Below are 12,441 nucleotides of genomic sequence, written 5' to 3'. Positions count from 1 at the left end.
TCGCGCGGAGAGCGCCGTAAATATAGAGAGAGGCAGAATGTTTGCAGAAGAAAGACAGGAGAAGTTGCTCAGTATTCTCAGGGAAAAACGCAAAGTGGCTGTTTCTGAGATGTGTGACGTCTTTAATGTATCTGGCGCCACCATTCGTGCCGATCTCCGACAGCTGGAAGAGGAGGGGCTGCTGACCCGTACCCACGGCGGCGCCGTTCTTCGCACGCGGGCAAGCTTTGAACAGGCCTCTGACGCGCGCGAAATCGTCAACCTCAGCGCGAAAGAGCGCATCGGCCAGCGCGCGGCGGCGCTGGTTGAGGATGGCGACATTATCGTGCTGGATACCGGTACCACGACCCTGCATATCGCGCGCAATATTCGCGACAGACAAAACGTCACGGTGGTGACCAACGATTACCAAATCGCCCGCGAGCTGGAAGCCAGCCCCTCTATTCAAACCATTCTGCTGGGTGGGATCGTGAAGAAGGGGTACCACTGCGTGGTGGCTATCAACGGGCGCTCCATTCTCGATACGCTGAACGTCGATAAAGCGTTTATGGGCGCCAATTCGCTATCGCTGAAACACGGCGCCTGCGTGGCCGATATCATGCTGGCAGAAACGAAACGCGGCATGGTTGAACACGCCAGCCAGGTGATTATCGTCTGCGACTACAGCAAGCTGAATAACACCTCCCTTGCCCAATTTACCGCCGCGGATCGGATTGATACCGTGGTGGTCGATCGTCTGCCCGATGACGTTCAGGCGTATCGCAACGCCGGCATTCAGGTGATCTCCCTGGATGAAGAGGCGCACCCCTAGCGTTCTGTTCCGGCAGCGGCGCCACCGGACCCGGAGTGCCACGGTAAAGGGCTCGGTAATGCGCTGCGTAAAGGATACCCGCTGTTGGCTAAGATAAACCCGGCGCTGAGAAAGTGATGGCTTCTCCAGAATATAGCGAAATGAAACCACGCTGGATGAAATCGTCGTTGATAGTGGCGTACAGGAAAGATACCCCCGGAGGGTATAGCGCCTCAAACGTACCTGTATGCCATCGGGAGCATCGGCCTATCCGTCAACGAACAAACGGGTCACTGGTTTTCCCGCTTTTTAAAAGTTTTCAATACATTATGCGCATAGCTAATATAATCCTTAGCAAGTAGACATTTAAAATGTTACGTGAAACTTCTGAAAAACATGTCTAATGAAATAAAAAGTGGATTTTATTTCAATCTTTATGTCAGAATCGCGTTATGACAGTAAAAACCATATTTTATATATTGTCATTATGCAAGCCATAATGAGCGGTTATTACCGAACGCTACAGAAATAATATTCTGAGGCGTTGTCTGATTATCCGCATGGAGAATTATCGTGATGCTATCCTATTTTAAAAACTTCGCTGGTGATTATGTAGGATAGACATCATATGGCAGGAAGAATAAATGAGTTCGATGACAAATAGCCTGGAAAGATTAAGGGAAGAAAAGGAGAAAATAAAACGACAGCGGCATGAGTTTAAAATAAAATTCGTGTGCTTGTATGTCTCAATATTGTCACATCTAAAAGCTAACCCTGATAATAAAGTTACCAAGGGATCTTTTGGTGATACCAAAAAAATAACCGTGGCAAACGATGGCTTCTTTTTTGATATTAGTTTCAAATATGACTATGCAAGAAATAAAGTGCGGATCGTTGTATCTGAAGAAAGTCTATCGCTGAAAGTCAGGCTCACCCTGAGGCTGGTGACATCAAAAGCGAAATGGCGCATTGTAAAAATATCCCATAAAAAGTTTAAGTATCTTTTTAGAGTCATGAAGCCACAAATGATTGAGGGGCTTATCGTCTTTTTGATCCGCTATCTGTAGATATTTCCTCTCCGTCAGCGGGCCATCTAGTCGGGATGCTCGCTACGAGCGTTCCTCCGGCTGCCGGTTGGAATATTCCCTGCCGCGAGTCCCGTCTTGTTTGAGTCGATGAGAATGCCATTAAACGGCGTTACTCAATAAAGCCCACCATTAATGCTGTTTTTTCCTGCTTTTCCCCCTTTTACCGCCCGGGTTTCCTGGTGGGATGAGGTTGCTATGGTAATTTATTAACTTATTGTAATTAAATAGAAAAGTATCATTTTTGTCATGAATGCCTCTGTCAATCACATTTCCCCTCTCACCAACTTTAAATCTGTAAAAGTAGACGTTTGTCGACTTTTCATCTAAAAAGTTGGGGGAAGGGACTAGACAGGACCATTATTAGGTTATCAAATGGTTAAATTACGTCACATTAAATGTGAATGATTGGTCTTATGTATAAAAGGCCAACACGCTTTCCGCTGCGTTAAAGCGCTGCGGACATCTTTGGGAGAAGTTATGCATTCCTCTGTTAATAAAAATGAAACTCGGACCTTTTTTGGTCATCCTTACCCCCTCGGTTCACTGTTTTTCACCGAAATGTGGGAACGGTTCTCGTTTTACGGTATTCGTCCGTTACTGATCCTGTTTATGGCGGCCACCGTCTATGACGGTGGGATGGGGCTGGCGCGCGAGAACGCGTCGGCCATTGTCGGGATCTTTGCCGGGACCATGTATCTTGCCGCGCTGCCGGGCGGCTGGCTGGCTGATAACTGGCTCGGGCAACAAAAGGCGGTCTGGTACGGTTCGATACTGATCGCTCTGGGCCATCTCTCCATCGCCCTGTCGGCGGTGATGGGCGATAGCCTGTTCTTTATTGGCCTGATGTTTATCGTGCTCGGTTCCGGCCTGTTTAAAACCTGTATTTCGGTGATGGTCGGTACCCTCTACAAAAAAGGCGATGCGCGCCGCGATGGCGGCTTCTCGCTGTTTTATATGGGCATCAACATGGGGTCGTTTATCGCCCCGCTGATCTCCGGCTGGCTGATTAAATCCCACGGCTGGCACTGGGGCTTCGGCATCGGCGGCATCGGGATGCTGGTCGCGCTGATTATCTTCCGCGTTTTTGCCGTCCCGGCGATGAAACGCTACGACAGTGAAGTCGGCCTCGATTCCACCTGGAACAGCCCGGTAGTGAAACGAAATGGCGTCGGCGCATGGTTGCTGGCGCTAACGGTGGGCGTGGCGGTTATCATCGCCTTGATTGCCCAGGGCGTTATCGTGATTAACCCGGTGGCGGTCGCCAGCGTACTGGTCTACGTGATTGCGGCGTCGGTGGTACTCTATTTTATCTACCTGTTCGTCTTCGCCGGATTGAGCCGCAAAGAGCGCGCCCGCCTGCTGGTATGCTTTATCCTGCTGATCTCTGCCGCCTTTTTCTGGTCGGCGTTTGAGCAGAAACCGACCTCGTTTAACCTGTTCGCTAACGACTATACCAACCGTATGCTCGGCTCCTTCGAGATCCCGGCGGTGTGGTTCCAGTCGATTAACGCCCTGTTTATTATTCTGCTGGCGCCGGTATTTAGCTGGGCGTGGCCTGCGCTGGCGCGTAAAAACGTGCGTCCGAGCAGCATCACCAAGTTTGTTATCGGTATTTTATGCGCGGCGGCGGGCTTTGGCCTGATGATGCTGGCGGCGCAAAACGTCCTGAGCAACAACGGCGCGGGCGTCTCGCCGATGTGGCTGGTGGGCAGTATTCTGATGCTGACGCTGGGCGAGCTGTGCCTCAGCCCGATTGGCCTCGCGACCATGACGCTGCTGGCGCCGGAAAGAATGCGCGGCCAGATGATGGGGCTGTGGTTCTGCGCCAGCGCCCTGGGGAACCTGGCGGCGGGTCTGATTGGCGGTCACGTGAAGGCCGATCAGCTGGATATGCTGCCCGACCTGTTCGCACGCTGCTCTATTGCGCTGCTGATCTGCGCCGCGGTGCTGTGCCTGCTGATTGTTCCGGTTCGCCGGATGCTGGAAAACACCCGTAGCGACAAGCCGCAGGAGCCCGCGGCTAACGCGTAACCCCGCAAAAACCCGGCGCGTTCTGCGCCGGGTTTATCCCTTAACGGTAAACAATACCGCCATCGATCAGAATCGACTGACCGGTAACATAATCGGAATCCGGGCCTGCCAGATAAGAGACCAGGCTTGCCACATCGTCCGGCGTTTCGGCGCGGCCAAGGGCGATGCCTTCAACGTATTTTTTATAAGTTTCGCCCACCGGCGCACCGGTAATTTCCGCAAAGCGCTTATCGATTTCGGTCCACATCCCGGTTCCCACAATCCCCGGACAGTAGGCATTAACCGTAATGCCGCGGCTGGCATACTCCTTCGCCGCCGCCTGCGTCAGGGCGCGTACGGCAAATTTGGTGGCGGAATAAACGCCCAGCAGCGCGAAACCATCATGACCGGCGATAGAGCAGGCGTTGATGATTTTCCCTTTCTGCTGACGATCGATGAATTTTTTCGCCGCCGCCTGAATACCCCACAGGGTACCCTGAACGTTGATGCGCATGATGCGGTCCACTTCTTCAGGCGTCACATCGGCCAGCGCCTGAACCTGGGCGATCCCGGCGTTGTTCACGATAATATCAAAGCCGCCCAGCTGTTTTTCCGCTTCATCAATGGCGGCGTACACCTGCGCGCGATCGGCGATGTTAGCGACGAAGGTGGCTGCTTTGCGTCCCAGCGCTTCCACTTCGGCGGCGACGGCGGCAATCCCTTCAGGGTTCACGTCGACCAGCATCACCGACGCGCCGTCTTTGGCCAGACGCAACGCAATACCGCGGCCAATGCCCTGACCGGCGCCGGTTACCAGCGCAACTTTATTTTCGATAGCCATGTCTGTACTCACCTTGTACTGATTAATAAACTAGGGAGGCCCGCGGCCGATGTCGTCGTAGCCGCTGCGGCGAATGGCACTACTCTATCGGGCGCGATAAGCGTGGCCTACCCCCCTGATGGGGGGGATAATGAGCGTACGGACTGGATTAAGGAGTAATCGTGGTATGGCCTTTTTATCCTCGGCGGATGATGCGCTGGCAGCGCTTGTTCATCAGGAACCTTTACGCTTCACGGGGACGCTGCCGCTTATCTCCACGCGCTTTACGCCGCCCCGTACGCCGGAAAGTCTGCTGTCGCGGGAGCGCCTGCTACAGCGCCTCGACGCCGCCGTCTCCCGCCGTTTAACCCTGGTGCGCGCGCCCGCCGGATTTGGCAAAACCACCCTGCTGGCGCAGTGGTACCGGCACCGCCTTCGACAAGGGGATGCGCTGGCCTGGCTGAGCCTTGAAGAGGATGACAACGCGCCGCTACTGTTTATACGCTATCTGCAGGAGGCGCTGCGGCCCTTGTGGCAGGGGTGGAGCCCGTCGTTTCTGCAGCTGCTGCAAGGCGAGCTTCCGGCCGATCTCCCCCTGTTCTTTGCTGAACTCGTTAATCAGCTTAATCAGTGCCCGCACCCGCTGTATCTGATCCTCGACGACTATCAATGCATCAGCGATCCGGCGATTCATCAGGGAATGAGCTGGCTGCTGAACCATGCGCCGCCGGCGCTGCACCTGATTATCGGTAGCCGCAGTCAGCCGTCTTTAGCCCTCAGCCGTCTGCATATGCAGGATCAGCTGCTGGAGGTGTACGACCCCGAGCTGCGCTTTACCCCCAGCGAAGCCCGCGCCTGGTTCTCCGGCGCATCGGGGCTGGATCCGCAGGCGATCCCGCGGCTAATCGCGCTCACGGAAGGGTGGATCGCGGGAATGAAAATGGCCGCGCTCTCTGCGGACGCCTCCACGGCGATGGGGCACAGCGCCGGCTCGCGGTCAATCTCCCGCTATCTGGATGAGGTGATTTTCGCGCCGCTGCCGCCAGAGGTGCTCGACTTCCTTCTGCAGACCTCGATGCTTAATCGCCTGCATCCGGCGCTGTGCGACGTCGTCTGCGGCCGCAATAACGCCAGCGCGATGCTGGCGTGGATAGAGCGGCATAACCTGTTTCTTTCCGCGCTGGATGAAAGCGGCCTTTGGTTTCGCTATCACCCGCTGATGCGCGACGCGCTGCTGCACCGCCTGCGGCACAGCGGTGAGATTGATATTCGCCAGCTGCACGACCGCGCCAGCGGCTGGTTCGCCTCACAGCAGCTGTGGGCCGAGGCGATACGCCATGCTCTGGCCGCCGGGACGTCGGCGGCGAAGGATGCGGAAGCCGGCGCGCAGTCGCTGGCGGAAGAGGGGGATATCGATACCCTGGTGCAGTGGATCCGTTATCTGCCTGCGCATCCTGACCCGTCGCGCATTGCGCTGCAGCTAAACCTGGCCTGGGCGCTAGCCCACCGTTTCCGATTCAGCGAAGCCCGCCAGCTGTTGGATGCCATTGAGATGCAATCGGCGGCGCATGGCGAGGCGCTGGCCCACAGCGCGTGGGTTAAGCTGCGGGTAGTGCGCGCGATCTGCGAAGCCTTTGCCGACAATATCGACCGCAGTATCGCCATTGTCGAACCGCTGCTGCGCGAGGTGCCCTGCGGCGATATTTGGGTCGATGGCCTGGTATGCAACATCCTCAGCTACTGCCATCTGGCGGACTCCCGGCCGCAGCAGGCGCTGGAGGTTCAGCAGCGGGTATCCGGCGTTAACCTCGCTAACCGCAACCTGTTCGTGACGGTTTACCGGGCGTTCGTCATGGCGCAGAGCTATCTGCGTCAGGGAAATCTTGCCGAAGCGGAACGCCAGGCGGCACGGGCGCTGCGCTACGCGGAGCGGCACGCCGGTGAGAACGCCAGCAGCGGCGCAACCCTGGCGCCCATCCTGGCGGAGATCGCCTGGGAGCAGGGGAAGAGAGAGCAAGCGCAAAGCCTGCTGGTTCCGCGTCTGGAGACTATCGACAGCTTTTGTCCGCCGGACGGCCTTAGCCGCACCTACATCGTCCTGGCCCGCCAGGCCCGAGAAACGGGGCGGCTCGCGGAGGCCGAATCGCTATTACTGCATGCCGAAGGGCTGGCGGCCCAGCGCGGCTGGCTGCGGGCGCAGGCGCCGCTGCTGGCGGAGCGGATCGCCGTCGCGCTTCACGCGGGCGACAAACTGGCCGCTGAGGCGCTGCTGCTTCGTCTGCAGACCCTTAGCCAGACGGAGGCTGCCGGCGGATATATCGCGCTCAGCCAGAGCCGCCTCCTTATCGCCGCCGGCGAACCGTTGGCCGCCGCGCGGCTGTTGGATACGCTGGCCGGCGTACGGGAAACTAGCGGCGAGTGGCTGTTCGCCGTGCGTTTGCGGCTCAGGCAGGCGCTCGCCCTCTGGCGTGCCGGCGAGCGGGAGCAGGCGATGACTATCTGCCGACCGGCGCTTGCGCGCGCGCTGCATCAGGGGTTATGGCGCAGCCTGCTGGAGGGGAGGGAAGAGATGGCTGCGCTGCTGGCGGAGATACACAAGCGCGGCGCGGCGGATGATGCGCTGACCGCCGATATCGCCGCTGTGCTGTCGCGTTTCGCCGCCGCCGACATCGCGATTGATAGCGCCCGCCCGCAGCCGCCCGCCCTGCGGCTGACCGAACGGGAGCAGCAGACCCTGCGTTTAATTGCCGACGGCTATTCCAATAAGGGCGTCGCGCGCGAGCTGGGTATTTCGGCGGAAACCGTCAAATGGCACCTTAAGCAGCTGTATGAAAAGCTGCAGGTGAAGGGACGCATCCAGGCGGTAAACCAGGCGCGCGAATGGCGCCTGTTAAGCTAGCGCGATGGGGCGTTCTCGCTCAGCGCCGGGCCGCGGTAATCGCCGCCCAATGCTTTAATCAACGTGATATCAGTGCTGAGCCGCTGGGCCTGGATATCCAGCAGCAAAAGCTGCTGCGCGATGGCCGGGCGACGCGCCTCCTGCGCCGCATAGTAGCTGACCAGCCCGCGCTGATGGTGCGCGCTGGCGCTGCGGGTGGTCACCATCGCCGCCGTCACTTTCTGCTGCTGCAGGGCGGCCTGCTGGTTCAAATCGTTCAACTGGCTGGAGCTAATCGCCACGTCGCGCACCGCGTCCAGCACCGCCTGGTTGTACTGCTTAATCAGGATATTGCTCGCCGTACGCGTCGATTTCAGGGTGGCGTTTAAGCGCCCGCCGTCAAACAGCGGTAAATAGAGCCCCGGCAGTATATTGATCTGCTGGAAGGAGGACTTAAACAGGTCGCCGACGCTCAGGGCGTTGTAGCCCCAGAAGGCCTTGATATCAAAGTGCGGGTAAAAGGCCGCTTTTGCCGCGTCCACCTGGCTCATCGAGGCGCTAACGTAGCCGCGCAGCGCCTGCAGGTCCGGGCGGCGGGCCAGCAGCTCAAACGAGAGCGAGTCCGGGAGCGTTTCCTGCAGCGCCGGCAGCGCCACCGGATGGATCTCCGGCATGCTATGCGCATCAGCGCCGATCAGTGCCCGCAGGGTTTCCCGATACTGCGTTATCGTTCCCTGCGCCGTAATCACCTGCTGCTGCGCCGCCAGCAGCTCCGCCTGGGCATTGGCGACATCGACGCTATCCTCGACGCCGCGCGCGGTACGATGCTCATGGGCCCGCACCGAGAGACTGGCGATGGCCTCCAGTTGGTTAAGTAATTCGATTTTCTGGAAGGTTGCCTGCATCGCGAAATAGAGCTGGGCGACGCTGCTGGCGAGATCCAGCTCGATACCGGCGGTCTCCGCCTGGCGGGCGTTCTTTTCGCCAATCGCGGCGGCGACGCGGGCGCGGTCGGCGCCCCATAAATCGATATTCAGCGTTGCCCCTACGCCGACCGTATTCAACGTGTACCAGGGGCCGTTTTTATCCACCGGCAGGGAGAAGGAGTAGGGCCAGGTGAACTGTTTATTGGTCACCCGCAGGCGGTTTTGCGCCGCCACGGCGGTGGCCTGCACGCCCATTGCCGACTGCGCCAGCTCCACGGTGGACTGCGATTGCGAAATACGCAGCCGCGCAGCCTGCATAGTGGGTGAATTCTGCAACGCGCGGTTGACCAGCATATTGAGCTGCGGATCCTGATAGCCTTCCCACCAGCGCGCCGTCGGCCAGCCGCTATTCGCCAGATGGATCACCTGCGCCAGCTCGGCCTGCTGCGGCTTGACCAGCGGCACCTGGCCGGGATCGTCCTGAATTAACGCGCACCCGGTTAACAGCGTCAGGGCGAAGGCAAGCGCCGGGGTACGCCAGACGCGCGGAGGAGGAGTGATGTTTATCATGAGCGGGTTGCCTGTCGCGGAATAACGGAGGATGCAAAGGGCCACGCCGGCAGGGCGGCCAACGCGTGGACCAGCGGCGCGCCAAACGGATTCGCCGGGTCCGGGAGAAGCGCCTGAGAGCGTTCTGCGGTGGTTTGCTGCGCGTCGATACTGACGGCGTAGTCCTCAAGCCGCGGGGCGCAGCGGGATAAAAAGGTATCCCCCGACGCCGCATTCAGGCGATAGCCTTCACTGAGGCGCAGGATCTCTTCTGCCTGACGAAAAGTCGCCCGCGTCGGCCAGTTTTTCGCTTCCGGCCACGGGTGCGCGTAGGTTCCCAACGGCTCGGCGGACACCCGGTTAATTAAGGTTTCGCTTTCGGTCAGCGCGGCAAAGAGCGGTACCAGTTGAACCTCATCGTCGCGGGCGGCGAGGGTCTGCGCCAGCTGACGATACAGCTGCGCCAGACGCGCCTTAAGCCGCGGCGCTTCGCTATCGGGCCATAAATAGAGATGAACAATGGAGGAGACCAGCACGCCGAGCAGGATACCGATAACCCGGTCGCGCAGTTCGGTAAGGTTACTGAGCGGGCCAAACCAGCTGAGGAACGCCAGCGCGAAGGTAAAGCCTATCTGAATGCCGGCGTAGGCGATGCGCTCCGAGCCTGCCGCAATCCACGCCGCCAGCGCGAAAACCGGCAGGGTCATCGCCAACAGGCCGCTTAGCGAGTCGGTCCAGGGTTGCACAAAGACCATCAGCAGAAGCGCAATCAGCGTAGCCAGCAGCGCGCCGCCGATGCGCAGCCACGTTTTCTGCATGGTGGCGCCCAGGCCCGGCTGGGCGACGATCACGCAGCTCAGCATGATGGTGTGGATGCCCTGCCAGTCGGCGGCGGTATAGAAAACGTAGCACAGCAGCGTCGCCAGCAGCGTTTTCAGGGCAAAGTGTAGATAGGCGGGATTGGACCACGCGTCCGGCAGTAGCAGCGGCGCTTTTTCCACTTCACCCTGCGGTAACGCGATGTCTTCGCCGCGCGCCAGCCGCGCCAGCACCTCGGCGATCTCCTGCAAAATGGCGCCGTTGGCGCCGTCGCGCGGGACCATCAACGGCTCAATATCCACCGCCGTGGGGCTGGGCAAATTATCCGCCAGCGCGTTAAGTTCGTGGGCTATCCGCTGACGCGCATCGGAATGGTCGTCGCCCGGCTGGAGCAGCGCCGTCAAATGATAGCAGCGCAGTGCGGCGGCCATCAGCGCCTGCCAGGCCTGCGGGTCGGCGGCGATCTCCGGCGTGGCGCGTGCAGCCTGCTGATACAGGGACTGCAGCTGGTTAAACTGCCCGGCGATCTCGGTAAAGGTAGGCTGCGACTCTCCAGCATCCGGTTGGCTAAGCACCTTCGCCGTCTGGCGCAGCATCACCACCAGCCGGGCTTTAAACTGATAGCCGGGAAAGGCCTGCTGGAAACAGGCGTTGACCAGCAGCGTCACCAGAATGGCGGTATTAATTGCTACCCATAGCCACAGCAGCAGGCGCACCAGAATTTCGCTCTGGCTGGTCATCGACGGGAAGGTCTGGGCGTAGATGACCGCCAGCGCCACCACGAAAAATGCCAGCCCCAGCTTGCCGAGCACCCGCATCAGATAAATGGCGCAGAAGAACAGGATCACCGAGGCGACCAGGCGGATCAGCGGATAGTCATAGGTCCACTTGATAATCAGCAGCACGCCGCCGAGCGCGACGCTGACGGTGAGCACGAAAACCACGCTGACCAGCTTAATCATCAGCACGTTAGGCTGGCTGACGTAAAACACCACGATCAGGGCGACGGCGAGGAAGGGAATATGCAACGTCATAAACAGCACGATCAGCACCGCGCAGCTGAGCGTCAGGCGCAGGGTGTAGTTCGCCCGCCCCGGCGCATCGTGGAGTTCACGGGTGAGAAACGGCCATAAGCTCTGCATGCCGTCTCCTTATTGCGGCTGCAGAACGGCGCTGGCGGAGGCGCCCATACGGAACAGGGCCGGGTCGGGGTCTTTGACGGCGATTTTGACCGGGAAGCGCTGGGAGACGTGGACCCAGTTGATACTCTTCTGGATGACCGGCAGGCCCTCGATGACGCTGCCGCCGTCGGGCAGAACGCCGGTGCCGACCGAGTCGACCACGCCCTCAAAGGTACGGCTGTGGTTGGTCATGACGGTGATTCTTGCCGGAACGCCGGGCCGCACGTTCTGCAAGTCGGTTTCACGGAAGTTCGCCACCACGTACCAGTGGTCGTCATCCAGCAGGGTAAAGACCGGCTTAAGGGCCGAGGCGTACTGGCCGATCGTCGTTTTCAGCGCCACCACTACACCGTTAAACGGCGCACGCACTTCGGTGAATTCAAGGTGCAGCTCCGCCAGCGCAATCTGCGCGAGGATCCCCGCGCGCTGCGCCACCATGGCATCGACGCCGGTCACGGCGGCGGAAGCCTGTTTCGCCTGCAGCAGGGTGGCCTCCAGTTCGGCGCGCGCCGCTTTTTCGGCCGTTCGCGCCTGATCCAGATCTTCTTGTGAGGCAAACCCTTGCGGTACCAGTGGCTCAAGGCGTATGCGTGAAGAGGTGGTCTGCTTAACCAGCGCTTTAGCGCGTTCAACGGCGGCGCTGACCGACTGCGCGTTGTACTCCTGCGCTTTGATCGTGCGCTGGGTCAGCATAATCTGCGCATCAAGCGTGGTCAGGCGGGCTTTGGCATCGTCGAGCATCGCCTGGTAGGGGCGCGGGTCGATGCGGAACAGCAGGTCGCCTTTTTTTACCCGTTGATTGTCGCGAATAGGCATCTCGACGATCCGCCCGCTCACTTCCGGCACCACGTCGATGGTGTCGGCATAGACGTAGGCATCGTTGGTTTCCGGCGAGGTTTGCAGCTGCCAGATAACCACAATTAGCGCCACAATAGCGGCGAGAACGAGCGCCAGCAGGGGCCATTTTTTGCGGATAACGCTTGAGCGGGATTGAGTCATAGGTATCTAGTTTACGAAGAACAGGAACCACAGAATCGTGGCGAACAGGAACATCAGCGCCAGATAGCTGAAGACCAGCGGAGAAAATCGCGACTGCCATCCTTTACGCACAATCAGGATATGGCAGGGAATAAGTAATAGCGAGGCGCCTAATAAGCAGAAGAACCAGCCTGGAAAGGCAGCGCCTAATACCGGAATCGCCGGGGATAATGAGCAGCCGGTGAGCGTAAATAGCGAGAATAAGAGCGAAGGGCGCGCCAGCTTTACAATGCGATTCAAGACTAAATACCTGAGTGCTCGGGTTAGGATGGAATGAGTTTAATCTCACTGCCAGGGAAATTAAAGATGGATATAACAGAAGCGTCCGTACTTTATCGGCAA

The 12,441-nt window shown here is 58.9% G+C and carries 9 protein-coding genes; 4 read left to right on the top strand and 5 right to left on the bottom strand.

Features of this window, described 5'->3' with window-relative positions:
* Nucleotides 1-37 precede the first annotated feature (37 nt).
* From IYV58_RS22795 to IYV58_RS22785, 3 genes are all read left to right on the top strand, one after another.
* The gene (locus IYV58_RS22795; RefSeq protein ID WP_004124804.1) at nt 38-811 is read left to right on the top strand and encodes a DeoR/GlpR family DNA-binding transcription regulator; all 774 of its coding nucleotides are present in this window, start codon (nt 38-40) and stop codon (nt 809-811) included.
* A 623-nt stretch (nt 812-1,434) separates the two neighbouring features.
* Nucleotides 1,435-1,857 (top strand): hypothetical protein, encoded by a 423-nt coding sequence (locus IYV58_RS22790; protein WP_004124801.1) that lies wholly within the window; start codon nt 1,435-1,437, stop codon nt 1,855-1,857.
* Between the two features lie 498 nt (nt 1,858-2,355).
* Nucleotides 2,356-3,909 (top strand): peptide MFS transporter, encoded by a 1,554-nt coding sequence (locus IYV58_RS22785; RefSeq protein ID WP_004124798.1) that lies wholly within the window; start codon nt 2,356-2,358, stop codon nt 3,907-3,909.
* A 40-nt stretch (nt 3,910-3,949) separates the two neighbouring features.
* On the opposite strand, the gene IYV58_RS22780 is transcribed toward IYV58_RS22785, so the two are convergent.
* Nucleotides 3,950-4,729, bottom strand: coding sequence for an acetoin reductase (locus IYV58_RS22780; RefSeq protein ID WP_004124794.1), 780 nt, complete (start codon nt 4,727-4,729; stop codon nt 3,950-3,952).
* Between the two features lie 166 nt (nt 4,730-4,895).
* Between IYV58_RS22780 and IYV58_RS22775 the strand changes: the two genes are divergently transcribed.
* Nucleotides 4,896-7,607: a LuxR C-terminal-related transcriptional regulator gene (locus IYV58_RS22775; RefSeq protein WP_195729273.1), complete on the top strand. Its 2,712-nt coding sequence runs from the start codon at nt 4,896-4,898 to the stop codon at nt 7,605-7,607.
* Here IYV58_RS22775 and IYV58_RS22770 read toward each other — a convergent pair.
* From IYV58_RS22770 to IYV58_RS22755, 4 genes are read right to left on the bottom strand one after another with little or no spacing between them, the layout of a single operon-like run.
* Nucleotides 7,604-9,082, bottom strand: coding sequence for an MdtP family multidrug efflux transporter outer membrane subunit (locus tag IYV58_RS22770; RefSeq protein WP_004124789.1), 1,479 nt, complete (start codon nt 9,080-9,082; stop codon nt 7,604-7,606). The genes IYV58_RS22775 and IYV58_RS22770 overlap by 4 nt on opposite strands.
* Nucleotides 9,079-11,022, bottom strand: a complete 1,944-nt coding sequence (locus tag IYV58_RS22765; RefSeq protein WP_195729272.1) for an FUSC family protein — start codon at nt 11,020-11,022, stop codon at nt 9,079-9,081. Before IYV58_RS22765 ends, IYV58_RS22770 begins: the two co-directional genes overlap by 4 nt.
* 9 nt (nt 11,023-11,031) lie before the next feature.
* Nucleotides 11,032-12,060 (bottom strand): multidrug transporter subunit MdtN, encoded by a 1,029-nt coding sequence (gene mdtN, locus IYV58_RS22760; protein ID WP_004124783.1) that lies wholly within the window; start codon nt 12,058-12,060, stop codon nt 11,032-11,034.
* A gap of 6 nt (nt 12,061-12,066) precedes the next feature.
* A complete protein-coding gene (locus tag IYV58_RS22755; protein ID WP_004124782.1) occupies nt 12,067-12,339 on the bottom strand; it encodes a YtcA family lipoprotein in 273 nt (90 codons plus the stop codon).
* Nucleotides 12,340-12,441 lie beyond the last annotated feature (102 nt).

This window comes from Klebsiella sp. BDA134-6, assembly GCF_015601345.1.
Lineage (GTDB): Bacteria > Pseudomonadota > Gammaproteobacteria > Enterobacterales > Enterobacteriaceae > Klebsiella > Klebsiella grimontii.
Note: the sequence above shows the minus strand (reverse complement) of the source record. Positions and strands in the feature narration are given on the sequence as shown.